This window comes from Bosea sp. OAE506 (assembly GCF_040546595.1).
GTDB lineage: Bacteria > Pseudomonadota > Alphaproteobacteria > Rhizobiales > Beijerinckiaceae > Allobosea.
This window is the reverse complement of sequence record NZ_JBEPOB010000001.1, coordinates 3,386,891-3,409,628: the sequence shown is the minus strand read 5'-3', so window position 1 is coordinate 3,409,628 and position 22,738 is coordinate 3,386,891. Positions and strand designations below refer to the sequence as shown.

Sequence of the window (22,738 nt, the reverse complement as noted above, 5' to 3'; positions counted from 1 at the left end):
GGCGCCGGGCTGGTCGTGCGGTCAGTCGGCCTTCAACCCGCGCTCGCGGATGAGGCCGCCCCATTTCCTGCGTTCTTCATGGATGAAATCGTCGAGCTGCTTCGGCGTCATCGGCACGAACTCGACCCCCAACGCGGCGAGCTTCGGCTTCACCTCCGGCGTCTGGAAGGAGGCGGTGACGATCGCGTTGATCTTCTCGACAATCGCCGTCGGCGTGCGAAGCGGCGCCATCAGCGCCAGGAAGCTGAGCGCCTCGTAGCCCTTCACCGTCTCGGCGATCGCGGGGACCCGCGGCAGGTTCGGCGCGCGCTCCGCACTGGTGATGCCGAGAACCTTGACCCGGCCGGCCTCGACCTGCGGCAGCGCCGTCTGCAGGTTGTCGAACATCAGCTCGACCTGGCCGCCGATCAGATCGCTCATCGCGGGCCCGGCGCCGCGATAGGGCACATGGGCGATGTCGATGCCGGCCATCGTCTTGAACAGCTCAGGCGCGAGATGGCTCGTCGCGCCGACACCGGAACTGGCATAGTTCAGCTTGCCCGGCTTCTGCTGTGCCAGCGCGATCAGCTCGGCGACGCTGTTGGCGGGAAAGGCGGGCGTCGCGATCAGCAGCAGCGGGCTGCGCGAGAGCAGCACGACGGGCTCGAAGCGATCGGGGTCGTAGGGCAGCTTATCGCGCAGATACTGGTTCGTGACATGGGTCGCCGGCGTCGCGACGAGCAGCGTGTAGCCATCGGCCGCGGCCCGCTCGACCTCGGCGGAGCCGATCGCGCCCGAGGCTCCGCCCTTGTTCTCGACGATGAAGCGCTGGCCCGAGGCCTGGTTCAGCGCCTCCGCAGCGAAGCGGCCCATCACATCGGTGGCCCCGCCCGCCGGATAGGGCACGATGATCCGCCCCGACCGGCTGGGCCAGGGCTCCTGCGCGGTGGCGCGGGTCGCGGCGAGCCCGGCGGCGAGCCCGAGCAGGCCGAAGCGGCGGCGGTCGATCGTCATCGGTCCCGGCATGACCTCAACTCCTCGCCGCGGCAGAGGGCGGCCAGGAGTCCGCCTCGCCATCCTGATTGAGACCGGGGCTCGGTACCGGCGACCAGCGCCTGTCGCCGGCGGCACCGGCGCGGTGGAGCTCCATCTGGAAGGAGTAGCGGTCCGGCCGGTAGAGCGCGTGCAGATGCTCGACGCCGCGCCCATCTGTCCCCAGCACGACACGGGTCAGGGAGAGGAGGGGCGAGCCGATCTCGAGACCCAGCGCATCGGCAACGTCGGGGCTCGCCAGGGTCGCGCTGATCGTCTGGCTGGCGCGCTCGACGGCGGCGCCGGCTCGCTCCAGCAGGGCTAGCAGCGGCACGCTGGCGAGGTCGCTCTCGGAATAGGTCAGGCCGATGCGCTCGGGCACATGGGTGGTGAGATAGGAAAAGGGCTGCCCGTCGATGAGGCGCACGCGCACCGAGCGCTGCGTGCGCTCGCCAGCGGCGAGGCTGAGCGCCCGGGCCACGGGCTCTGGCGGCGGCCCATAGCCGAAGGAGACCAGCCTGACTCCGGTCCGGCGACCCATTTCCACCAGATGGGTCAGCATGTTCGCGAAATCGGCGACGATGGGCTTGGGCGCCTCGGCCTCTCGCACGAAGGTGCCGGCGCCGACGCGGCGGTCGATGAGGCCCTCGGCGGCCAGGCTGTCGAGCGCGCGACGCACGGTGACGCGCGAAACCCCATGCTCCAGCGCAAGCGCCGGCTCGCTCGCCAGGCGTGAGCCAGGGGCGATCTCGCCGCTGGCGATGCGCTCGCGCAATTGCAGCGCCAGCCGTCTCGCCTTCAACGGTTCGAGCGATGGATCCACCGTGCGCCGTCCTGTGCATCAGACAATTGACTGTCTCAGCGGACAGCTAGTTGTCTAGCGTATAGAACAAATGACTTGCGTCAAGCCGGCGAACGGCTATGTTTTTCGCCGAGGAGATCGCGATGACGGGTTCGGCAGGCAGGGGAGAGACGGTCGGGCGACCGCGCTCCCTGTTCGACAAGCTCTGGAGCAGCCATGTCGTGGTCGAGCGGCCGTCCGGGGACGCGCTGCTCTGGATCGACCGGCATTTCGTCCATGAGGGCTCGTTCCACGCCTTCAACCAGCTTCAGGCCCGCAGCGGCACGGTCGCCGAGCCCGGGCTGACCTTCGGCGTCGCCGACCATTATGTTCCGACGCGCAACCGCGATCGGGCCGAGCAGCCGGAGATCGCCCGGATGATCGACGACCTCGGCAGCAACACCGCCCGCCACGGCATCGAGCTGTTTGGAATGCACGATGCGCGCCAGGGCATCGTCCATGTTGTCGGGCCCGAACAGGGCCTGACGCTGCCGGGGCTGACGATGGTCTGCGGCGACAGCCACACCTCGACCCATGGCGCCTTCGGGGCCTATGCCTTCGGGATCGGCGCCTCCGAGGTCGCGCATGTGCTGATGACGCAGACGCTGTGGCAGAAGAAGCCGAAGACGATGCGCATCCGCATCGACGGCACGCCGATCGCCGGGGTCGGCGCCAAGGACTTCATCCTCTCGATCATCGCCCGCATCGGGGCCGACGGCGCGCGCGGCCATGCGGTGGAATATGCCGGCGCAGCCGTGCAGGCGCTGCCGATGGCTGGCCGCATGACCATGTGCAACATGTCGATCGAGGCCGGCGCGCGCTGCGGGCTGATCGCGCCCGACGAGACCACCTTTCGCTGGATCGAGGGCCGGCCCTTTGTGCCCAAGGGCGACGTCTTCGCCAGGGCGGTCGAGGACTGGCGCCGGCTGCCGAGCGACGAGGACGCCGCCTTCGATCGCGAGATCAGCCTCGACGCCGCCCGGATCGCGCCGGTGGTAACCTGGGGCACGAGTCCCGAGGACGCCCTGCCGATCGACGGACACGTGCCCGATCCGGCGCGCGAGACCGACGAGGGGCGGGCGGCGACGCTGCGCGATGCGCTCGACTATATGGGGCTGCGCGCCGGCCAGAAGCTGTCGGACATCGCGATCGACCGGGTCTTCATCGGCTCCTGCACCAATGCCCGCATCGAGGATCTGCGCGCCGCCGCAAGCGTGCTGTCGGGGCGCAAGGCGAAGGTGCCGGGTCTGGTCTCGCCGGGCTCGTCGCTGGTGAAGCGCCAGGCGGAGGAGGAGGGGCTCGACCGCATCTTCACCGAAGCCGGGCTCGACTGGGTCGAGGCGGGCTGCTCGATGTGCGTCGGCATGAATGGCGACACGGTGCCCGCCGGAGAGCGCTGCGCCTCGACCACGAACCGCAATTTCCGCGGGCGACAGGGGCCGGGTGCCCGCACCCATCTGATGTCGCCGGCGATGGTCGCGGCCGCCGCGGTCGCCGGCCGGCTCGCCGATGTGCGCCCGATGCTGGAGGGGCGCTCATGAAGCCGCTTACCCGGATTGCCGGACAGGCCTGCCCTCTAGGGCTGGCCAATGTCGACACCGACCAGCTGATCCCGGCCCGCTTCATGAAGCGGCCGCGTTCGGAGGGCTATGGCTCCTTCCTGATGCACGACCTGCGGCGCGACGAGGCCGGCGCGGAGCGGCCGGAGTTTCCGCTCAACCGCGAGCCCTGGCGCAGCGCCCCGATCCTGGTCGCGCGGCGCAATTTCGGCTCGGGCTCTTCGCGCGAGGCGGCGGTCTACGCCCTGGCCGATCATGGCTTCGACGTGGTGATCGCGCCCACCTTCGGCGACATCTTCGCCTCCAATGCGGTCAAGAACGGCGTGCTGCCGGCGGTCCTCGGCGAAGACGAGGTCGAGGATCTGCTGGCGGCACTCGCGGGCACCCCCGATCTCGCCGTCACCGTCGATCTCGGGGCCCAGACCGTGTCCTGGGGCAATCGCTGCGTCGCCTTTGCGATCGATCCGGTCTGGCGCGAGCAGTTGCTGAACGGCTGGGATGACATCGACGTCACGCGCTCCTTCGCTGGCGAGATCCTCCGCTACCGGACGGCGACGGAAACTGAACGCCCCTGGATGAGGCCGGCCGGCCCCAGTCCCGACCGCTGAGGCGCGGTTCGTGGGCGACCCGAGCAGGCGAAGGCCCGAGGGATCGCATTTCCCGGCGGCCGTGGTAGCAGATGGCATGCGCGCGGACGTTCTCGGTCTCCAGGCCTTTATCAGCATCGCCGAGCGCGGCAGCTTCCGGGCCGCCGCATCCCATCTCAACCTGTCGCAGACCGCGCTCAGCCACCGCATCCGCAAGCTGGAGGAAGCGCTGGGCACGCCGCTTCTGCAGCGGACGACGCGGCAGGTCTCGCTGACCGCGGCGGGGACCCTGCTATTGCCCCGGGCCCGACGGATATTCGAGGATCTCGGCGCCGCCATCGACGAGGTCAGGGTCGAAGTCCGGGAAGGCGACGCCGAGGTCTCCGTCGGTTGTCTGCCGACGGTCGCGGCCCATTGTATGCCGGCGGTGATCGCAGCTTTCGCGAAGCGCTTCCCGGGCGTCGGCGTCCGGGTCCACGACAACTCCGCATCGGAGATCGCCGACAAGGTGCAGTCCGGCGAGGCCGAATTCGGCGTGACGATCGTCGCCGCCAATCGCTGGGACCTCGAGCTCAAGCCGGTGGTGAAGGAGCCCTTCGTGCTCGTCAGCCATCGTGACATGCCGCTCGCCCAGGCGACATCGCTGACCTGGGCCCAGCTCCAGGGGGAGCCGCTGGTCCGCATCAGCGCGGAGACGGGCAACCGCATCCTGATCGACGACGCGCTGGGTTCTCGCCGCGAAACCCTGACCTGGCGCTACGAGGTCCAGCGCGTCGTCACCGCCGTCAGCCTCGTCCGCTCGGGCATCGGCTACGCCATCGTCCCGCAGCTTGCCCTCGACGTGGTCGATGCCGGCGGACTCGTCGCGATCCCGTTGCGGGCGCCCGCCATCTCCCGGACCCTGGGCATCGTCACGCGCAAGACGGTGCCGCTGCGCCCGGCGGCGCGCGAGCTCCTGTCCCTACTCAGCGCGGCCCTCAAGCGCAGCGTCGCACGCCCGCATTCATGAGCTCGATTGCTCAATCGCTGCATTCTTATCATTTGCTGCGCCAATGAACCTGTCCCACCCTTGTCGCGGGAAGAAGCGCATGGGGAGTGATGGCGATGGCTGGTTCAGAACCGGCGACAATCGCGTTCATCGGTTTCGGGGAGGTCGGCCAGACCTTCTCCCGCGGCCTGATGACGAACGGCGCGGCCGGCATCAACGCCTATGACCTCCTGTTCGGCAGCGAGGCCGGCCGTCGGCTGGAGAGCGCCGCGCATGAGATCGGCGTCGCCTGCGGTGCGTCGCCGGCGGAGGCCGGCGCGCACGCGCGGTTCGTCTTCTCGGCTGTGACGGCGGACCGGGCCGAGGCGGTCGCCCTCGAAGCGGCTTCCTGGCTGAGGCCGGGGCAGATCTTCGTCGACGTCAACTCCGCCGCGCCCTCGACCAAGCAGCGCGCGGCCAAGGCGGTCGAGGCCAGCGGCGCCGACTATGTCGAGGCGGCAGTGATGGCGCCGGTCCTCAAGCCCGGCCTGAAGGTCGCGATCCTCGCCGGCGGCCCCAGGGCCGAGGCCGCCGCTGCCGTCCTCAACGGTTTCGGCATGAATCTGAAGCCGGTCTCGGAGATGTTCGGCCGCGCCTCCGCGATGAAGCTCTGCCGCAGCATCGTCATCAAGGGGCTGGAGGCGCTGATGGTGGACTGTGCCGCCGCCTGCGAGACCTGGGACGTCAAGGACGCGGTCTTCGCCAGCCTGCACGCGACCTTCCCCTCGATCGATTTCCATGCCCTAGCCGCCGACATGCGCGAACGCGTCGCGACCCATGGCGTCCGGCGTGCGGCCGAAATGCGCGAGGCGGCGGAGATGCTCGCGGCGGGAGGCCTCGCCCCCGGGCTGGCCAGCGCCGTCGCGGACGCCCAGGAACGCGGTGCGCGCCGCAAGGGAGCAGTCTGATGCGGCCCCACCGCCGCCACGTGCTCGCCGGGCTCGGTGCGGCCGGCTTCTCGGGCCTCGCTCCAGCCCGGGCACAGACCTGGCCGAGCCAGATCATCCGCCTCGTCGTGCCGTTCACGCCGGGCGGCAGCACCGACGTGCTGGCGAGGCTGATCGCTGCAAAGCTGGAGCAGGTCATTCCCGGTCGAGGCTTCGTCATCGAGAACCGGCCCGGCGCGGGTGGCATGACCGCGGCCGGACAGGTCGCGAAGGCCGATCCCGACGGCCATATGCTGATGATGGGGCATATCGGCACGCTCGCCTTCGCGCCGTCCCTCTATCCGAACGTCCCCTACGACCCGGTCAGGGATTTCCAGCCGGTCGCGCTCGTCGCGATGGTGCCCAACATTCTGGCCATCAACCCGCAGCTGCCGGCCAAGACCCTCGGGGAGTTCATCGCCCATGCCAGGGCCCATCCCGGCAAACTGAACTATTCGTCCGGCGGCCAGGGCAGTGCCGCCCATATTGCTACCGCCTATCTGGCCCATCGGGCCGGCATCGAGGCCGTGCATGTGCCTTATCGTGGCACGGCGCCGTCGGTGAACGATCTCGTCGCCGGCAATGTCCAGTTCACGCTGACCGGCGGGCCGGCCGTGCTCCCTCTGGCCGAGGGCGGGCAGTTGCGCGTGCTGGGCGTGGCGAACCGGGAACGGGTCGGCTTCGCCCCGAACCTGCCGACCCTCGCCGAGAGCGGGCTGCCGGGTTTCGAGGCCGTGCAGTGGTATGGCGTGGTCGCGCCCGCCAGGACCCCGCGTCCGATCGTCGACCGGCTCAACCGCGCGATCAACGATCTGCTGCGCCAGCCCGACTTTGCCGCAGCGCTCGCCCGCGATGGCGCCATTGCGCGCCCGGAGACGCCGGACGGCTTTGGCGCACTGATCGCCTCGGAACTGACGCTTTGGCGCGACGTCATCACCCGCGCCGGCATCAAGGCGGCGGAGTAAGGCGATGGGGCAGATCGCGATACCCTGCATGCTGATCCGCGGCGGCACCTCGAAGGGGGCCTATTTCCTGCGCGACGATCTGCCGGCGGATGACGCGGCACGCGACGCCGTCCTGCTCACCCTGATGGGGTCGCCCGACAAGCGGCAGGTCGACGGGCTCGGCGGCGCGCATCCACTGACCAGCAAGGTCGCGATCGTTTCGCCTTCGACCGAGCCGGGCTGCGACATCGATTTCCTTTTCGCACAGGTCGGCATCGAGACGGCCCATGTCGACACCACGCCCAACTGCGGCAACATCCTAGCCGGCATCGGACCCTTCGCCCTGGCGCGCGGACTGGTGAAGGCGAGGGGCGCGCGCACGTCCCTTCGCGTGCGTACGCTCAACACGGGCACCATCGCGGATCTGACGATGGACACGCCGGACGGCCAGGCGAGCGCGGAGGGCGAGGCCCGCATCGACGGCGTGCCTGGCACCTCGGCGCCAATCGAGATCGGCTTCCTCGATGCGGAAGGCTCGGTCTGTGGGGCCTTGCTGCCGACCGGCAACGTCGTCGACGTGATCGACGGCGTGCCCTGCACGCTGATCGACAACGGCATGCCGGTGATCGTGATGCGGGCGGCCGATCTTGATCGCACCGGTTATGAATCGCGCGAGCAACTCGGCGAGGACACGGAACTGAAGGCGCAAATCGAACGCATCCGCCTCGCCGCCGGGCCCCTGATGAAACTCGGCGACGTCGCCCGAAAGGTCGTCCCCAAGATCGCACTGGTTGCCCCGCCGGCGGCCGGCGGCGCGATCTGCACGCGCAGCTTCATTCCGCATGAATGCCATGCGTCGATCGGCGTCTTCGCCGCCGTGACGGTCGCCACGGCCGCCGCTCTGCCGGGGTCGCCGGCCGCCTCGGTCGCGGCGATGCCGCAGGGACGCGAGCGCGCGCTGTCGGTCGAGCACCCGACCGGCGAATTCACGGTGACGCTGACCGTCGGCGGAACCGCCGCGCAGCCCGTGATCGAGCGAGCCGGGCTGCTGCGGACCGCCCGCATCCTGATGGACGGCCGCGCCTTCGTGCCGGCCCGCGTGATGGCGGCGCATGCGGGTGAAGCCCGCTCTGCCGTCGAGTGAGACGAGAGGACGCAACGCCGATGGCCGAGCCGCAGAAGACAGGTCTGGTGATCACCGCCCATCCCGGCGATTTTGTCTGGCGGGCCGGCGGCGCGATCGCGCTGCATGCGCGCCGGGGCTTTCGCGTCCGGATCCTGTGCCTGTCCTATGGCGAACGCGGCGAGAGCCAGTTCGCCTGGAAGAAGGCCGGCGTCCGGATGGAGGACGTCAAGGCCCAGCGGCGCGAGGAAGCGGAGCAGGCGGCCGAGACGCTCGGCGCCGAGATCGAGTTCCTCGACGCGGGCGACTATCCGCTGCGCACCACGCCCGCGATGCTCGACCGCGCCATCGACCTCTTCCACGAGCTCAACCCGCGCTTCGTCCTGACGCATGCGCTGGAAGACCCCTATAATGTCGACCACCCCGAGGCGACGCGCTTCGCCCAGGAGGCCCGCATCATCGCCCAGGCCGCCGGCCACAAGCCCGATCCGGAGCGGGCTTATGCGGCGCCGCCGCTGTTCCTGTTCGAGCCGCACCAGCCCGAGCAGTGCAACTTCAAGCCCAATGTCATCCTGAACATCGACGAGGTCTGGGAGGTGAAGCGCAAGGCCTTCGAAATCCTCGCCGCCCAGAAGCATCTCTGGGAATACTACACCCGGGTGGCGCTGAACCGCGGCATGCAAGGCGGTCGCAACTCCGGCAAGGCGATGACCTATGGCGAGGCCTATCAGCGCCTGTTTCCGGAAGCGCTGGAGGCGCTGGCATGACCCCCGTCGTCATCCGCACCAGGGCCCGCGCGCCGGCCGCCGCTATGGCCGATCTGGGCGCGCTCGGCGTCTCGACCACCCATGAGGCCATGGGCCGGACCGGCCTGATGAAACCCTATCTGCGGCCGATCTATGCCGGCGCCCAGATCGCGGGCGGGGCGGTGACGGTGCTGGCGCAGCCCGGCGACAACTGGATGATCCATGTCGCGATCGAGCAGATCCAGCCGGGCGACGTGCTGGTCGTCGCCTGCACCGCCGACAACACCGACGGCATGTTCGGCGACCTGCTGGCGACCTCGCTGAAGGCCCGCGGCGGCGTCGGGCTGGTGATCGATGCCGGCGTGCGCGACGTGCGCACCCTCACGGAAATGGGCTTCCCGGTCTGGTCGCGGGCGATCTCGGCCAAGGGCACGGTCAAGGCGACGCTCGGCTCGGTCAACATCCCGGTGGTCTGCGCCGGCGCGCTGGTCCATCCCGGCGACGTCGTCGTGGCCGACGACGACGGGGTCGTCGTGGTGCCGCGGCTCGAGGCGGAATCCGTGGCCGCCGCCGGCCGCAAGCGCGAGGCCAATGAAGACGAAAAGCGTAGACGCCTGGCCTCTGGCGAACTGGGACTGGACATGTACGGTATGCGCGAAGGCCTCGCCAAGGCGGGACTCGTCTATCGCGACGGCGATTGAAATCAGGCTTCGCAGAAAGCCGCATCAGGGGAAGGAATCATCATGACGCTTCGCAGGACCATTCTGTCCGGCATGCTCGGCCTCGCGCTGGCCGGGTCGACGAGCACCCTGGCGCTGGCGCAGGAAGCGCTGAAGATCGGGCTGATCCTGCCGATGACGGGGCCCTTCGCCTCCACCGGCCGCCAGATCGACGCTGCGGTGAAGCTCTTCCTCGCCCAGCAGGGTGCCGTGCATGGCGGGCGCAAGCTCGAGGTCGTCCTCAAGGACGACACGGGCAACGCCGATCAGACGCGACGCCTCGCCCAGGAACTGGTCGTTAACGACAAGGTGGCGGTGCTCGCCGGCTTCGGCCTGACGCCGCTCGCCATGGCGACCGCGCAGATCGCGACGCAGGCCAAGGTGCCGCAGGTCGTCATGGCGGCGGCGACCGCGACCATCACCGAGGCCTCGCCCTTTATCGTGCGGACCTCCTTCACCCTGCCGCAGGCCTCCGAGCCGATGGCGGACTGGGCCGCGGCCAACGGCATCAAGAAGGTCTTCACCGTCGTCACCGATTACGGCCCCGGCATCGACGCAGAGACCTCCTTCGCCAACAAGTTCAAGGGCGCGGGCGGCACCGTCGAGAGCGTGCGCGTGCCGCTCCGCAACCCCGATTTCGCGCCCTTCCTGCAGCGGGTCTCCGAGGCGAAGCCGGACGCGCTCTTCGTCTTCGTGCCGTCCGGCGTCGGCGCGCAGTTCATGAAGCAGTTCGTCGAGCGCGGACTGGACAAGGCCGGCGTCCGCCTGATCGGGCCGGGCGACGTCGTCGACGACGATATCCTCGAGGGCATGGGCGAGGTCGCGCTCGGCACCATCACGACGCATCATTATTCGGCGGCCCACGACAGCCCCGCCAACAAGGCCTTCGTCCAGGCCTTCCAGAAGGCCAATCCCGGCATGCGCCCGAACTTCATGGCCGTCGGCGGCTATGATGGCATGGTCCTGATCGCCAAGGCGCTGGAGGCGACGAAGGGCGACGCCGCCGGCGACAAGCTGATCGCGGCCATGAAGGGCGCCTCCTGGGAGAGCGTGCGCGGCCCGGTGACGATCGACCCCGACACCCGCGACATCATCCAGAACATCTATGTCCGCAAGACCGAGAAGGTCGGCTCGGAGCTGTTCAACGTGGAGTTCGCGACGATCACGGCCGTCAAGGACCCGGTGAAGGCACGCAAGTGAGGCAAGCGCAGCGGCCGTAGCGGATACCCGCCGATGTTGACCATCCTCTTCGACGGCATCGCCTATGGGATGGTGCTCTTCGTCCTCGGCTGCGGGCTCTCCGTGACGATGGGGTTGATGAACTTCGTCAACCTCGCCCATGGCGCCTTCGCCATGCTCGGCGGCTACGTCACCGTGCTCGCGATGCAGCGGCTCGGGCTGCCCTTCCTCGCCAGCTTGCCGCTGGCCTTCCTGGCGGCGGCACTGGTGGGGCTGGTGCTGGAACGGCTGCTCTACCGGCCGATGTACGCCAAGAGCCATCTCGACCAGGTGATGTTCTCCATCGGGCTCGTCTTCATGGCGGTCGCCGGCACCGACTGGCTGATGGGGTCGAGCCAGCAGTTCATCCGCCTGCCCGCCTGGCTGCAGGGGCGGTTCGAGATCGCGGGCATCGGCATCGGCCGCTATCGGCTTTTCGTCATCGCCGTCTGCGGGCTGCTCGCCGTCGGGCTGCACTGGGGCTTCACCCGCACCCGCTTCGGCAGTCGGCTGCGGGCGGCGGTGGACGATGCGCGGGTGGCGCGCGGCCTCGGCATCCCGGTCAACCGGCTCTTCGCCCTGACCTTCGCGATCGGCAGCGGCCTCGCCGGGCTGGGCGGTGCGCTCGGCGTCGAGTTGATGGGGCTCGACCCGACCTTCCCACTGAAATTCATGATCTACTTCCTGATCGTGGTCACCGTCGGCGGCACCTCGAGCATCACGGGACCCTTCTTCGCCGCCATGCTGCTCGGCGTGGCCGACGTCGTCGGGAAGTATCTCGTGCCCGAGATCGGCGCCTTCATCATCTACGCGCTGATGGTGGTGCTGCTGCTAACCCGCCCCAATGGCCTTTTCGCGAGGGCGAGGGCATGAGCGGCGCGACGCTCCATCAGCGCGTCCGCGAGGCGCTCTATCGCAGCCGGCGCTGGCATCCGGCCGAGATCGCCTTCTGGCTGATTGCCTTTGCCGCCTTCCTGCTCTTCCCGCGTCATCTGCTGCTCCTCAACGAGATCGCGATCCTCGCCTTGTTCGCGCTCTCGCTCGACCTGATCCTGGGCTATGCCGGCATCGTCTCGCTCGGACATGCGGCCTTTCTCGGCATGGGCGCCTATGCCGCGGGTCTCTTCGCCAAGCATGTCGGGGGCGACCCGCTGGCGGGGCTCGCCTGCGGCATGGCGGCATCCGGCCTGCTTGGCCTCATCACCAGTCCGCTCGTCCTGCGCGGCAGCGACCTCACACGCCTGATGGTGACGCTTGGCGTGGCCCTGATCCTCTACGAACTCGCCAATTCGCTGGCCTGGCTGACGGGCGGAGCCGACGGCCTCCAGGGTGTCGTCATGGGACCCGTGTTGGGCCTGTTCGATTTCGACATCTTCGGCCGCACGGCCTATCTCTACAGTCTCGGCGTCCTCTTCGTCCTGTTCCTGGTCGCCAGACGGGTCGCGAACTCGCCCTTCGGCCTGTCGCTGCGCGCCATCCGCGACAACCCGTTGCGCGCAGCGGCCTCGGGCGTCCCCAATGGCCGGCGACTGGCTGGGGCCTATACGCTTGCCGCCGCCTATGCCGGGGCGGCGGGGGCGCTGCTCGCCCAGACAACGCAGTTCGTCTCGCTCGACGTGCTCGATTTCCACCGCTCGGCCGATCTCATGCTCGTGCTGATCATCGGCGGCGCCGGCTATCTCTATGGCGGGCTCATTGGCGCCATCGTCTTCAAGCTGCTGCAGGACGCGATCTCCAGCTTCACCCCGCAGTACTGGATGTTCTGGATCGGGCTCTTCCTCGTGCTCTTCGTGCTCGGCGGTCGCGAGATCATCCATGGCGGAGTGCGCGCCGTCGCCAGCCGCTTCGCCCGCCTCGGCCGGGGAGGCACCCCGTGAGCGCGGCGCTGCAGACCTTCGCGCTGTCCAAGCGCTTCGGCGGCATCACGGCGACCGACGCCGTCAACTTCACGTTGGAGCGCGGCGCGCGCCACGCCCTGATCGGCCCCAACGGCGCCGGCAAGACGACCTTCGTGAATCAGCTGACAGGCGTGCTCAGGCCCAGTTCCGGCCGCATTGCGCTCATGGGGGACGACATCACGACGCTCGCGCGCGAGGCCCGGGTCCGGCGCGGTCTCGCCCGCACGTTCCAGATCAACCAGCTCTTCGGCTCGATGACGCCGCTCGAGATGATCGCCCTCGTCACCTCGGAGCGTCTGGGCCAGGGCGCCCGGCCCTTTGCGAGGCTCGACCGCGCATCCGAACTCGTCGACCAGACGGCCGAACTCCTGTCCCGCTTCCGGCTCGACGACATCATGGACCGACGCATCGCGACGCTGCCCTATGGCAAGCAGCGTCAGGTCGAGATCGCCGCCGCCTTCGCGGCGCGCCCCTCCGTTTTGCTGCTCGACGAGCCGGCGGCCGGTGTTCCCGAGGCCGAGCGCCGCGAGCTGATGCAGACGGTCGCGGCGCTGCCGGAGGACGTCTCCGTGCTGCTGATCGAGCATGACATGGACCTGGTCTTCCGCTTCGCCACGCGCATCACTGTGCTGGTCAACGGCCGCATCCTGGCCGAGGGCACGCCCGACGAGATGGCGCGCGACCCGGCCGTGCGGGCGGCCTATCTCGGGGAGGGCGCCCATGGCTGACGCGACGGATCCGCCGCTTCTGCGCGTCGAAAATCTCAGCGCCGGCTATGGCGAGGCGCAGGTCCTGTTCGACATCGACCTCACCCTGCGCGAAGGCCAGGCGCTGGCGCTGCTCGGCCGCAACGGCGTCGGCAAGACGACGCTGGTCGACAGCATCATCGGCGTCACGCGCCGCCGCGGCGGGCGGATCCTGCTGGCGGGGCGGGACATCACGGCGGCTCCGCCGGAGCAGCGCGCGGCGGCCGGCATCGGCTGGGTCCCGCAGGAGCGCAACATCTTCAAGTCGCTGACGGTGGTGGAGAACCTGACGGCGGTGGCCCGCCCGGGAGCCTGGGACGTGCCCCGCGTCCTGCGGCTGTTTCCGCGCCTGGCCGAGCGCAAAGGCAATCTCGGCCACCAGCTTTCCGGCGGCGAGCAGCAGATGCTGGCTGTCGGCCGCGCGCTGATGCTGAATCCGAAACTTCTGCTGCTCGACGAGCCGACGGAGGGGTTGGCACCGATCATCGTCGAGGAACTGCTCAGGTCCCTCAAGACCCTGTTTCGCGACGAAGGCCTCGCCGCCATCGTCATCGAACAGCACGCCCGCAAGATCCTGGAACTGACGGACGACGCCATCGTGCTCGAACGCGGCCGGATCGTGCTCGCGGAGCGCAGCGCGACGCTGATCGCCGAGCCCGCACGGCTGGAACATCATCTCGGGCTCGCAGCCGCGGCCTGACACAACGAGGGAGGACCATCATGAGCCAGAGAACCAAGCCGCCCTTCCGCGGCGACATGGTCGGCAGCCTGCTGCGCAGCGCACCGGTCAAGGACGCCCGCGCCAAACGCGCCTCCGGCGAGATCGGAGCAGCTGAGCTCGAGCGGATCGAGGACGAGGAGATCCGCAAGCTCGTCCGCAAGCAGGAGGAGATCGGGCTCCAGGCGGTGACCGATGGCGAATTCCGCCGCGCCTTCTGGCATTTCGACTTTCTCGATGGCCTGACCGGGGTCACGACCTACGAGACCGATGCCGGCATCCAGTTCAAGGGGGTCGCCACCAAGGGGCATGGCATCCGCGTCACCGGCAAGCTCGACTTCCCGGACGACCATCCGCATCTCGCCCATTTCAAGTTCCTCGCCTCCTGCACCAGCCGCGTGCCGAAGATGACGATCCCGAGCCCGTCGATGCTGCATTATCGCGGTGGGCGGAAGGCGATCGATCCGAGCGCCTATCTCAAGATGGAGGACTACTACGCCGATCTCGGCAAGGCCTACGCCAAGGCGATCAAGGCCTTCTACGACGCCGGCTGCCGCTATCTGCAGCTCGACGACACCAGCCTGTCCTATTTCTGCGATCCGGAGCAGCGCAAGATGCTGGCCGAGCGCGGCGACGATCCCGACGCGCTGATCTTCGTCTATCGCGACGTGCTGAACGCGGCGCTGAAGGCGAAGCCCGCCGACATGCGGATCACCACCCACACCTGCCGCGGCAACTTCAAATCGACCTTCATCGCCTCGGGCGGCTATGAGCCGGTCGCCGACCTCGTCTTCAACCAGATCGACGTCGACGGCTATTTCATGGAGTGGGACGACGACCGCTCCGGCGGCTTCGAGCCGCTGCGCTTCCTGCCAAAGGGCGACAAGCAGGTCGTGCTCGGCCTCGTCACCTCGAAGTTCGGCACGGTGGAGAGCAAGGACAATCTCAAGCGCCGGATCGAGGAGGCTGCGCGCTACGCCCCGCTCGACCAGCTCTGCCTCTCGCCGCAATGCGGCTTCGCCTCGACCGAGGAAGGCAATGTGCTGGCCGAGGACGAGCAATGGGCGAAGCTCAGCCGCATCCTCGAGGTCGCAAAGGAAGTCTGGGGATGACCGGCGAACCCTGTTTCGACATTGCCCATCTCGGCCATGTCGAGCTCTTCACCGACAAGCCCGAGGCCAGCCTCGACTTCTTCGTGAACATCTTCGGGCTGACCGAAAGCGGCCGGGAGGGCGACTCCGTCTATCTGCGCGCCTGGGACGATTACGAGTTCCACACGCTCAAGCTGACGGCGTCGCACACCACCGGAGTCGGCCACATCGGCTATCGCGCCACGAGCGAGGCTGCCCTCCTGCGCCGCGTCGCCGCGATCGAGGCGATGGGGGCAGGGCTCGGCTGGAGCGAGGGCGATCTCGGCCATGGCCGCGCCTATCGCTTCCGCGACCCCGATGGGCATGTCTTCGAGATCTACTTCGACACCACCAAATACGTCGCCCCAGCGGCCGAGCGGCCCGCGCTGAAGAACCAGGCCCAGCGCAACCATGGCCGCGGCTGCGCGGTCCGCCGGCTCGACCATGTCAATCTGCTGGCGCAGGACGTCGCGGTGATCCGCGACTTCATGCCGAAGGCACTGGGCAGCCGCGTCACCGAGCAGATCGTGCTCGATTCAGGCGAGGTCGGCGGCTGCTGGTTCACTGTCAACAACAAGAGCTACGACATTGCCTACACCCGCGACCACACGAAGGCGCAGGGGCGGTTTCACCACGTCACCTACGCAGTCGACCAGCGCGAGCACATCCTAGAGGCGGCGGATCTCTTTCTGGAGAACGGTGTCTTCATCGAGACCGGGCCGCACAAGCACGCCGTGCAGCAGACCTTCTTCCTCTATGTCTACGAGCCCGCCGGCAACCGCGTCGAGATTGCCAACGCCGGAGCGCGACTGATCCTCGATCCGGACTGGCAGCCCGTGACCTGGACCGAGACCGAGCGCAAGAAGGGCCAGGCCTGGGGGCTCAAGACGATCGACAGCTTCCACACCCACGGCACGCCGCCGGCAACCTGACTGCGGAAAGCGGACGCTCGTCGGCCAGCCCGTAGAGGGTCGGGCTCTGGTCGCTCCGATGACACGGCCAGTGCCCTTTGCCCCTAGCGCAACTGGCTGTCCTTGCTGCCGCGGCGGTTATAGGCCGACGCCATGGCCGGGCGGTCATGTCCCGACTGGCAGTCCACGCATAGCCGCGCGCCGGGCATCGCGGCGCGCCGCGCCGGCGGGATCTCCTCGCCGCATTGCTGGCAATGAATCTCGCCCGGCCCCGTCGGCAGGCGCGAACGGGCAAGTTTGACAGCGTCGGAGACGGAGTCGTCGATCTGATCCTGAACAGCTCCGTCCGGAGCCCACCCGCTGGCCATGGCAATCCTCCTGTGGCAGCGAAACGGAGATCGCGGCTCTCGGTTCCGGTGTGCCCGTGCTCCCCGGAGTGATCGATGTCCGGTGACGCGTGGGGCGCGGTGCGTCTTGAGCGGACTGCGGGCCATTTGAGCCGGCTGTCACCGCAAATCCAGCCAAGCCGCGACGCTAATCTGCAATCCCCGGCGAGCGGCGAGCCTTACCTCTTCCGCGCGAGGTGATCGCGGACACCACCGGACGCGTTCTCCCGCAGGCAATCGCGCCAGCCCCCCTCCCGATACAAGGATGCAGCAGATGAGCAGCAGGTTCGTGAAGACCAAGGACGGCGTCGACATCTTCTACAAGGACTGGGGCCCCAAGAGCGCCCAGCCCATCATGTTCCATCATGGCTGGCCGCTGAGCAGCGACGACTGGGACGGCCAGATGCTGTTCTTCCTCAGCCATGGCTTCCGCGTCGTCGCGCATGACCGGCGTGGCCATGGCCGCTCCTCGCAGGTCGATACCGGCAACGACATGGACCATTACGCCGCCGACGCCTCGGCCGTCGCCGAGCATCTCGACCTTCGCAACTCCGTGCATATCGGCCACTCGACCGGCGGCGGCGAGGTCGCCCGCTATGTCGCGCAATTCGGCCAGCCGCAGGGCCGCGTCGCCAAGGCCGTTCTGGTTTCCGCCGTGCCGCCGATCATGCTCAAGACCGAGCGTTATCCCGGCGGCCTGCCGATGTCGGTCTTCGACGGGCTGCGCAAGGCGCTCGCCGACAACCGCGCGCAGTTCTTCCACGATCTGCCGGCCGGCCCCTTCTACGGCTTCAACCGGGACGGCGCGAAGGCCGATCAGGGCGTGATCCTCAACTGGTGGCGCCAGGGCATGAATGGCGGCGCCAAGGCCCACTACGACGGCATCAAGGCCTTCTCCGAGACCGACCAGACCGAGGACCTGACCTCGATCACCGTGCCGACGCTGGTGATGCATGGCGACGACGACCAGATCGTCCCGATCGCGGCCAGCGCCGAGATTTCGGTCAAGCTGCTCAAGAACGGCACGTTGAAGGTCTACAAGGGCTTTTCCCATGGGATGCTGACGGTCAATGCCGACGTCATCAATCCCGACCTGCTGGCTTTCGTGAAGGGCTGAGACAGCCTGCGCCACAGAAACCGGGCGCGGCGACGGCAGGGCGGGTCCGCCTCTCCCTCGCTGCGTCCGCTCACGGCGACCGGCGGCCCGGGCTCAGGCCAGCGGCGGCAGAAGGCGCAGCAGTTCATCGCGGCGGCCCTCCAGCCCCGGCGGCAGGACGAGCCGCTCACCGAGGTTGTCGCGGGCCTCGTCGATCAGCAACCCCGGTCCGTCGGTTGCCATCTCGATCAGGATACCGTCGGGACCACGGAAATAAATCGAGCGGAAATAGAAGCGGTCCTTGACCGGGCTGGCCTCGATGCCGACCCGGCTCTTGAGCAGAGCGGCCATCCGCGCCTGAGTCTCGTCGTCAGAGGTGCGAAAGGCGACGTGGTGGATGGACCCCGCTCCAAGCCGCGCCCGCCGGTCGTCGCCCCGGCGATGGAGCAGAAACTCTCCTCCCGCCTGATCATGCGCCGAAAACGCGGTCCAGTCTCCGCAGCGCCCGGTTTCCGCGTAGCCCAGAACCTCCGTCAGGATGACGGCCATGAGATCGGTGTCGTGGAGGCTCAGCGCCACCGCCCGGAGTCCATGGATGGCAAAGGCCCCGGGGATGCCGGCGCCCTCCCGCCCTCCTCGGCCCGCCAAGCCGCCGACCAGCGCCAGAGCGGTGCCGTCGGGGTCCTGCAGGGTGATCGCAGGCGCTCCGGAGGGCATTGCCTCGCGATGGCAGGCAACCTTCATCCGGTCCAGGCGCTCTTCCCACCAGTCGAGCGCCGCGGCATCCACGGCAAAGGATAGGAACTCGACATCATCTGGCTGTCGGGGGGCTGGCGCCGCGCTGCGCCAGGAGAAGAAGGTTAGATGACCGCCGGGCCGGCCGTCGTTCTGACCGTACATCAGGTGGTAGGCGCCGGGGTCCTCATGCGTGACGGTGCGCTTTTCCAGGCGCAGTCCCAGCACGTGCCGGTAGAAATCCAGATTCCGGCCCGGGTCGGTGGCGACGACGGTGACGTGATGCAAACCACGACCGCTCACTGGCGACATCTGCTGCTCCCCGACGTGTTCGCATTCGACCCGGCGCTTTGACGAGAACTGAGCCTCGGCGCTTCTGGGCGATAGGAAACGTCGGTTTCCGCTTCACGTCTTGGACGAAGCCTTCACCTTTTGCCGGCCCCGCCCCAAGCCCCGATGCAGGAGACCGGCGAGGACGTCACCCGCCAGGCGCCAAACCGGGCACGCCCAAACCGAGGCGTCGACGCATTCCGACAAAGCGCCGCGGATCCGGACAAGACGCGCCAAGGGGGCATCGTCACCTTGACGGGCAGCGTAGGGCGCCGATGCGCGTCGCTGCTGGCAGGGCCACAGACGATGAAAATCTATCTCATGTCGCTCGGCGCCGGCCTGCTGGTCGGTATCATCTACAGCCTGATCCAGGTCCGCTCGCCGGCCCCTCCTGTGGTCGCGCTCGTCGGCCTGCTCGGGATCCTCGTCGGCGAGCAGCTACCACCCCTGCTCAAGGGCCTGTGGAGCCGTGAGCCCACGGCGCAATCCTGGCATCGTCAGGTCAAGCCGCATGTCTTCGGCCATCTGCCGGCGGGAGATCGGCGCCCTGGCCCGAGCGGCGAGAGGGAGAGGACATGACCGCCGAGCTGATCCTGCGCAACGCCCGCATCACGACGCTGGACCGCAGCAACCCGGTCGCCAGCGCCGCCGCGATCCGGGACGGCCGCTTCGTCGCGGTCGGCGACGAGGCCGAGGTGATGGCGCAGGCCGGACCGCAGACGCGCATCCTCGACCTCAAGGGCAAGCGCGTCCTGCCAGGGCTGATCGACAACCATCTCCACATCATCCGCGGCGGCCTGAACTTCAATCTGGAGCTGCGCTGGGACGGGGTGCGCTCGCTCGCCGACGCGATGGACATGCTCAGGCGCCAGGTCGCCGTGACGCCTCCGCCGCAATGGGTCCGCGTCGTCGGCGGCTTCACCGAGCACCAGTTCGCCGAGAAGCGCCTGCCGACGATCGAGGAGATCAACGCTGTGGCGCCCGACACGCCGGTCTTCCTGCTGCATCTCTACGACCGCGCGCTGCTCAACGGCGCCGCGCTGCGGGCTGTCGGCTACACGAAGGAGACCCCGAACCCGCCGGGCGGCGAGATCACGCGCGACGCTGCCGGCAACCCGACCGGGCTTTTGCTGGCGAAGCCCAATGCCGGCATCCTCTATGCGACGCTGGCCAAGGGCCCCAAGCTGCCCTTCGACTATCAGGTCAACTCGACGCGGCACTTCATGCGCGAGCTCAACCGCCTCGGCGTCACCGGGGCGATCGATGCCGGTGGCGGCTTCCAGAATTATCCGGACGACTACGCGGTCATCCAGCAGCTCGCCGACGAGAACCAGCTCACCATCCGGCTCGCCTACAACCTGTTCACGCAGAAGGCCGGGCAGGAGAAGGAGGACTTCCTCAACTGGACGAAGACCTCCACCTACAAGCAGGGCGACGACTATTTCCGCCACAACGGTGCCGGCGAGATGTTGGTGTTCTCGGCCGCCGATTTCGAGGATTTCCGCCAGCCGCGGCCGGACATGCCGCCGCAGATGGAGGACGACCTCGAAGGCGTGGTGCGCATCCTCGCCGAGAACCGCTGGCCCTGGCGGATGCACGCCACCTATGACGAGACGATCTCGCGCGCACTCGACGTCTTCGAGAAGGTGAACCAGGAGATTCCGCTCGCAGGGCTGAACTGGTTCTTCGACCATGCCGAGACGATCTCGGAGCGCTCGATCGACCGTGTCGCGGCGCTCGGCGGCGGCGTCGCCGTACAGCATCGCATGGCCTTCCAGGGCGAGGACTTCGTCGCGCGTTATGGGATGCGCGCCGCCGAGGCCACGCCGCCCGTCGCGCGCATGCTGGAGAAGGGCGTCAGGACCTCGGCCGGTACGGATGCCACCCGCGTCGCCTCCTACAACCCCTGGGTTTCGCTGGCCTGGCTGATCACCGGCCGCACGCTCGGGGGCCTGCGCCTCACGCCGGAGCGCAACTGTCTCGACCGCGAAACCGCGCTGCGCATGTGGACGGAGAACGTCACCTGGTTCTCTAACGAGGAGGGCAAGAAGGGCCGTATCGCGGTTGGCCAGCTCGCCGATCTGATCGTACCGGACCGCGACTTCTTCGTCTGCCCGGAGGACGAGATCTCCTACATATCGGCCGAGCTGACCATCGTCGGCGGCAGGATCGTCTATGGCGCGGGCGCGTTCACCACGCTCGACGACAGCGCGCCACCACCGGCGATGCCGGACTGGTCGCCGGTGCGGACCTTCCGGGGCTATGGCGCCTGGGGCGAGCCGGACGGCGCGGGCAAGAACTCGCTGCGTCGGACCGCGATGACCGCCTGCGGCTGCGCCAGTTCCTGCGGTGTCCATGGGCATGACCATGCCGGCGCCTGGGGGAGTGGGCTGCCGGTCTCCGACCTCCGGAGCTTCTGGGGTGCGCTCGGCTGCGCCTGCTGGGCGGTGTAAGGTGACGGAGACACCGCCTAAGGCCACAACCGCTTCGGCCTTCGCGCCGCTGCGCGGGCGCGTCTTCGCCGTGCTCTGGGCGGCAACGATCATCGGCAATGTCGGCTCCTTCATGCGCGACGTCGCCAGCGCCTGGCTGGTCACCGACCTGTCGGGGGCGCCGGCGGCGGTCGCACTCGTCCAAGCGGCCGCGACGCTACCGATTTTCCTGCTGGCGATCCCGGCCGGCGTGCTCTCCGACATTCTCGACCGCCGCAAATTCCTGATCGCGATCCAGATTCTGCTCGGGTTCGTCAGCCTGTCGCTGATGCTGTTGTCGACGGCCGGTCTGCTGAGCGTGAGTTCGCTGGTGGGCCTGACCTTCCTCGGCGGCATCGGGGCCGCCCTGATGGCGCCGACCTGGCAGGCGATCGTGCCCGAACTGGTCGAGAAGCCCGATCTGAAGAGCGCGGTCGCGCTCAATTCGCTGGGCATCAACATTGCCCGCGCCATCGGCCCGGCGCTGGGCGGTCTGATCCTGGCGACGCTCGGCGCCGGCTTCACCTATGGCGCCGACGTGCTGAGCTACGTCGTCGTCATCGCCGCCCTGGTCTGGTGGCGGCGCGCGCCCCATGCAGACGATGCCTTGTCCGAGCGCTTCACCGGCGCCTTCATCGCCGGGCTGCGCTATGCGCGGGCGAGCCGCGAATTGCATGTCGTGCTGCTGCGCGCCGCGGTGTTCTTCGCCTGCGCCAGCGCGGTCTGGGCGCTACTGCCGCTGGTCGCGCGCAATCTGCTGGGCGGCGGAGCCGGCTTCTACGGCATTCTGCTCGGTGCAGTCGGGGCCGGCGCCATCATCGGGGCGCTGCTCCTGCCGCGCTTGCGGGCGTGGCTCGATGCCGACGGCCTACTGCTGCTGGCAGGCATCGTCACCGCGACGGTGATGGTCACGCTGGCGCTTGCCCCTCCGAAATGGATGGCCGTGACGATCCTGCTGCTGCTCGGCGCGGCCTGGATCGTCGCGCTGACAACGCTCAACGGCGTGGCGCAGTCGATCCTGCCGAACTGGGTGCGCGGGCGGGCGCTGGCGGTCTATCTGACTGTCTTCAATGGCGCGATGACGGCCGGCAGTCTCGGCTGGGGCACGGTGGCCGAGGCCGCTGGCCTGCAGGGAACACTTGTGATCGCGGCGGGCGGCCTGCTCGTCGCCGCGGTCGTCATGCACCGGGTCAAGCTCCCGCCGGGCGAGGCTGATCTGGCGCCCTCCAATCATTGGCCCGAGCCGCTGGTGGCCGCCGCCGTCGCGCATGACCGCGGTCCTGTCCTGATCCTGATCGAATACCGGGTCAAAGCGACGGATCGCGATGCCTTCGTCGCGGCGATTCATGGGCTCGCCGCCGCACGCCGGCGCGACGGCGCCCATGATTGGGGCATCACTGAAGATACTGCCGACCCGGAGAAGCTGGTCGAGTGGTTCGTCGTCTCGTCCTGGGCCGAGCATCTGCGCCAGCACAAGCGGGTTTCCAAAGCCGATGCCGAGCTGCAGCAGCAGGTCAGTTGCTTCCATGTCGGCGATGCCCCGCCGGTCGTTCGCCATTTCCTCGATCTGCGCCCGACACCTGCGTGACGGGGCGATCCCCTGCATCAGCCTTCCA

Annotated in this window: 23 protein-coding genes; 19 read left to right on the top strand and 4 right to left on the bottom strand. The window is 68.6% G+C overall.

Annotated features, from left to right (window positions below):
• Positions 1 to 21: 21 nt before the first annotated feature.
• Entirely contained in the window at positions 22 to 1,005 is a 984-nt protein-coding gene (locus tag ABIE41_RS16570; protein WP_192641416.1) for a Bug family tripartite tricarboxylate transporter substrate binding protein, read from the bottom strand.
• 4 nt (positions 1,006 to 1,009) lie between these two features.
• The gene (locus ABIE41_RS16565) at positions 1,010 to 1,834 is read right to left on the bottom strand and encodes a GntR family transcriptional regulator (protein WP_192641415.1); all 825 of its coding nucleotides are present in this window, start codon (positions 1,832 to 1,834) and stop codon (positions 1,010 to 1,012) included.
• Between the two features lie 122 nt (positions 1,835 to 1,956).
• Here ABIE41_RS16565 and leuC point away from each other — a divergent pair, with 122 nt between their 5' ends.
• From leuC to ABIE41_RS16490, 15 genes are all read left to right on the top strand, one after another.
• Entirely contained in the window at positions 1,957 to 3,393 is a 1,437-nt protein-coding gene (gene leuC, locus ABIE41_RS16560) for a 3-isopropylmalate dehydratase large subunit (RefSeq protein ID WP_192641414.1), read from the top strand.
• A complete protein-coding gene (leuD, locus tag ABIE41_RS16555) occupies positions 3,390 to 4,019 on the top strand; it encodes a 3-isopropylmalate dehydratase small subunit (RefSeq protein WP_192641413.1) in 630 nt (209 codons plus the stop codon). Before leuC ends, leuD begins: the two co-directional genes overlap by 4 nt.
• A gap of 76 nt (positions 4,020 to 4,095) precedes the next feature.
• Entirely contained in the window at positions 4,096 to 5,007 is a 912-nt protein-coding gene (locus ABIE41_RS16550; RefSeq protein WP_192641412.1) for a LysR family transcriptional regulator, read from the top strand.
• A 95-nt stretch (positions 5,008 to 5,102) separates the two neighbouring features.
• Positions 5,103 to 5,933 carry an NAD(P)-dependent oxidoreductase gene (locus ABIE41_RS16545; protein WP_192641411.1) on the top strand — a complete coding sequence of 277 codons (831 nt, stop codon included), beginning with the start codon at positions 5,103 to 5,105 and terminating at the stop codon, positions 5,931 to 5,933.
• Positions 5,933 to 6,916 (top strand): Bug family tripartite tricarboxylate transporter substrate binding protein, encoded by a 984-nt coding sequence (locus ABIE41_RS16540; protein WP_192641410.1) that lies wholly within the window; start codon positions 5,933 to 5,935, stop codon positions 6,914 to 6,916. The genes ABIE41_RS16545 and ABIE41_RS16540 overlap by 1 nt, the downstream gene beginning before the upstream one ends.
• 4 nt (positions 6,917 to 6,920) lie before the next feature.
• A complete protein-coding gene (locus ABIE41_RS16535) occupies positions 6,921 to 8,039 on the top strand; it encodes a 4-oxalomesaconate tautomerase (protein WP_192641409.1) in 1,119 nt (372 codons plus the stop codon).
• Between the two features lie 20 nt (positions 8,040 to 8,059).
• A complete protein-coding gene (locus tag ABIE41_RS16530; RefSeq protein WP_192641408.1) occupies positions 8,060 to 8,785 on the top strand; it encodes a PIG-L deacetylase family protein in 726 nt (241 codons plus the stop codon).
• The gene (locus ABIE41_RS16525) at positions 8,782 to 9,465 is read left to right on the top strand and encodes a 4-carboxy-4-hydroxy-2-oxoadipate aldolase/oxaloacetate decarboxylase (protein WP_192641407.1); all 684 of its coding nucleotides are present in this window, start codon (positions 8,782 to 8,784) and stop codon (positions 9,463 to 9,465) included. Before ABIE41_RS16530 ends, ABIE41_RS16525 begins: the two co-directional genes overlap by 4 nt.
• A gap of 42 nt (positions 9,466 to 9,507) precedes the next feature.
• Complete coding sequence (locus ABIE41_RS16520) at positions 9,508 to 10,683, top strand: ABC transporter substrate-binding protein (RefSeq protein ID WP_192641406.1); 1,176 nt, start codon at positions 9,508 to 9,510, stop codon at positions 10,681 to 10,683.
• Positions 10,684 to 10,716: 33 nt separating this feature from the next.
• Complete coding sequence (locus tag ABIE41_RS16515) at positions 10,717 to 11,574, top strand: branched-chain amino acid ABC transporter permease (RefSeq protein WP_192641405.1); 858 nt, start codon at positions 10,717 to 10,719, stop codon at positions 11,572 to 11,574.
• Positions 11,571 to 12,578, top strand: a complete 1,008-nt coding sequence (locus ABIE41_RS16510) for a branched-chain amino acid ABC transporter permease (RefSeq protein ID WP_192641404.1) — start codon at positions 11,571 to 11,573, stop codon at positions 12,576 to 12,578. Before ABIE41_RS16515 ends, ABIE41_RS16510 begins: the two co-directional genes overlap by 4 nt.
• Positions 12,575 to 13,327, top strand: a complete 753-nt coding sequence (locus ABIE41_RS16505) for an ABC transporter ATP-binding protein (RefSeq protein WP_192641403.1) — start codon at positions 12,575 to 12,577, stop codon at positions 13,325 to 13,327. Before ABIE41_RS16510 ends, ABIE41_RS16505 begins: the two co-directional genes overlap by 4 nt.
• Positions 13,320 to 14,045, top strand: a complete 726-nt coding sequence (locus ABIE41_RS16500; RefSeq protein WP_192641402.1) for an ABC transporter ATP-binding protein — start codon at positions 13,320 to 13,322, stop codon at positions 14,043 to 14,045. The genes ABIE41_RS16505 and ABIE41_RS16500 overlap by 8 nt, the downstream gene beginning before the upstream one ends.
• Positions 14,046 to 14,065: 20 nt before the next feature.
• Complete coding sequence (locus ABIE41_RS16495; RefSeq protein WP_192641401.1) at positions 14,066 to 15,175, top strand: 5-methyltetrahydropteroyltriglutamate--homocysteine S-methyltransferase; 1,110 nt, start codon at positions 14,066 to 14,068, stop codon at positions 15,173 to 15,175.
• Entirely contained in the window at positions 15,172 to 16,125 is a 954-nt protein-coding gene (locus ABIE41_RS16490) for a catechol 2,3-dioxygenase (protein ID WP_192641400.1), read from the top strand. Before ABIE41_RS16495 ends, ABIE41_RS16490 begins: the two co-directional genes overlap by 4 nt.
• Positions 16,126 to 16,208: 83 nt before the next feature.
• Here ABIE41_RS16490 and ABIE41_RS16485 read toward each other — a convergent pair whose 3' ends face one another.
• Complete coding sequence (locus tag ABIE41_RS16485) at positions 16,209 to 16,472, bottom strand: DksA/TraR family C4-type zinc finger protein (protein ID WP_192641399.1); 264 nt, start codon at positions 16,470 to 16,472, stop codon at positions 16,209 to 16,211.
• A gap of 292 nt (positions 16,473 to 16,764) precedes the next feature.
• Between ABIE41_RS16485 and ABIE41_RS16480 the strand changes: the two genes are divergently transcribed.
• Positions 16,765 to 17,607 (top strand): alpha/beta fold hydrolase, encoded by an 843-nt coding sequence (locus ABIE41_RS16480; RefSeq protein WP_192641398.1) that lies wholly within the window; start codon positions 16,765 to 16,767, stop codon positions 17,605 to 17,607.
• Positions 17,608 to 17,700: 93 nt separating this feature from the next.
• On the opposite strand, the gene ABIE41_RS16475 is transcribed toward ABIE41_RS16480, so the two are convergent.
• On the bottom strand, positions 17,701 to 18,633 hold the full coding sequence (locus ABIE41_RS16475; RefSeq protein ID WP_192641397.1) for a ring-cleaving dioxygenase: 933 nt from the start codon (positions 18,631 to 18,633) through the stop codon (positions 17,701 to 17,703).
• A 324-nt stretch (positions 18,634 to 18,957) separates the two neighbouring features.
• Here ABIE41_RS16475 and ABIE41_RS16470 point away from each other — a divergent pair, with 324 nt between their 5' ends.
• From ABIE41_RS16470 to ABIE41_RS16460, 3 genes are read left to right on the top strand one after another with little or no spacing between them, the layout of a single operon-like run.
• Positions 18,958 to 19,230 (top strand): XapX domain-containing protein, encoded by a 273-nt coding sequence (locus ABIE41_RS16470; protein WP_192642825.1) that lies wholly within the window; start codon positions 18,958 to 18,960, stop codon positions 19,228 to 19,230.
• Positions 19,227 to 21,104, top strand: a complete 1,878-nt coding sequence (locus ABIE41_RS16465; protein ID WP_192641396.1) for an amidohydrolase — start codon at positions 19,227 to 19,229, stop codon at positions 21,102 to 21,104. The genes ABIE41_RS16470 and ABIE41_RS16465 overlap by 4 nt, the downstream gene beginning before the upstream one ends.
• Position 21,105: 1 nt before the next feature.
• Positions 21,106 to 22,710, top strand: a complete 1,605-nt coding sequence (locus tag ABIE41_RS16460; protein WP_354192540.1) for an MFS transporter — start codon at positions 21,106 to 21,108, stop codon at positions 22,708 to 22,710.
• Positions 22,711 to 22,738: the final 28 nt, after the last annotated feature.

Excerpts from the sequence above, each read along its gene's own strand:
- ABIE41_RS16570 (WP_192641416.1), bottom strand. The coding sequence starts at position 1,005 with ATGCCGGGACCGATGACGATCGACCGCCGCCGCTTCGGCCTGCTCGGG.
- leuC (WP_192641414.1), top strand. The coding sequence starts at position 1,957 with ATGACGGGTTCGGCAGGCAGGGGAGAGACGGTCGGGCGACCGCGCTCC.
- leuD (WP_192641413.1), top strand. The coding sequence starts at position 3,390 with ATGAAGCCGCTTACCCGGATTGCCGGACAGGCCTGCCCTCTAGGGCTG.
- ABIE41_RS16550 (WP_192641412.1), top strand. The coding sequence starts at position 4,096 with ATGCGCGCGGACGTTCTCGGTCTCCAGGCCTTTATCAGCATCGCCGAG.
- ABIE41_RS16545 (WP_192641411.1), top strand. The coding sequence starts at position 5,103 with ATGGCTGGTTCAGAACCGGCGACAATCGCGTTCATCGGTTTCGGGGAG.
- ABIE41_RS16540 (WP_192641410.1), top strand. The coding sequence starts at position 5,933 with ATGCGGCCCCACCGCCGCCACGTGCTCGCCGGGCTCGGTGCGGCCGGC.
- ABIE41_RS16535 (WP_192641409.1), top strand. The coding sequence starts at position 6,921 with ATGGGGCAGATCGCGATACCCTGCATGCTGATCCGCGGCGGCACCTCG.
- ABIE41_RS16530 (WP_192641408.1), top strand. The coding sequence starts at position 8,060 with ATGGCCGAGCCGCAGAAGACAGGTCTGGTGATCACCGCCCATCCCGGC.
- ABIE41_RS16525 (WP_192641407.1), top strand. The coding sequence starts at position 8,782 with ATGACCCCCGTCGTCATCCGCACCAGGGCCCGCGCGCCGGCCGCCGCT.
- ABIE41_RS16520 (WP_192641406.1), top strand. The coding sequence starts at position 9,508 with ATGACGCTTCGCAGGACCATTCTGTCCGGCATGCTCGGCCTCGCGCTG.
- ABIE41_RS16515 (WP_192641405.1), top strand. The coding sequence starts at position 10,717 with ATGTTGACCATCCTCTTCGACGGCATCGCCTATGGGATGGTGCTCTTC.
- ABIE41_RS16510 (WP_192641404.1), top strand. The coding sequence starts at position 11,571 with ATGAGCGGCGCGACGCTCCATCAGCGCGTCCGCGAGGCGCTCTATCGC.
- ABIE41_RS16500 (WP_192641402.1), top strand. The coding sequence starts at position 13,320 with ATGGCTGACGCGACGGATCCGCCGCTTCTGCGCGTCGAAAATCTCAGC.
- ABIE41_RS16495 (WP_192641401.1), top strand. The coding sequence starts at position 14,066 with ATGAGCCAGAGAACCAAGCCGCCCTTCCGCGGCGACATGGTCGGCAGC.
- ABIE41_RS16490 (WP_192641400.1), top strand. The coding sequence starts at position 15,172 with ATGACCGGCGAACCCTGTTTCGACATTGCCCATCTCGGCCATGTCGAG.
- ABIE41_RS16485 (WP_192641399.1), bottom strand. The coding sequence starts at position 16,472 with ATGGCCAGCGGGTGGGCTCCGGACGGAGCTGTTCAGGATCAGATCGAC.
- ABIE41_RS16480 (WP_192641398.1), top strand. The coding sequence starts at position 16,765 with ATGAGCAGCAGGTTCGTGAAGACCAAGGACGGCGTCGACATCTTCTAC.
- ABIE41_RS16475 (WP_192641397.1), bottom strand. The coding sequence starts at position 18,633 with ATGTCGCCAGTGAGCGGTCGTGGTTTGCATCACGTCACCGTCGTCGCC.
- ABIE41_RS16470 (WP_192642825.1), top strand. The coding sequence starts at position 18,958 with ATGAAAATCTATCTCATGTCGCTCGGCGCCGGCCTGCTGGTCGGTATC.
- ABIE41_RS16465 (WP_192641396.1), top strand. The coding sequence starts at position 19,227 with ATGACCGCCGAGCTGATCCTGCGCAACGCCCGCATCACGACGCTGGAC.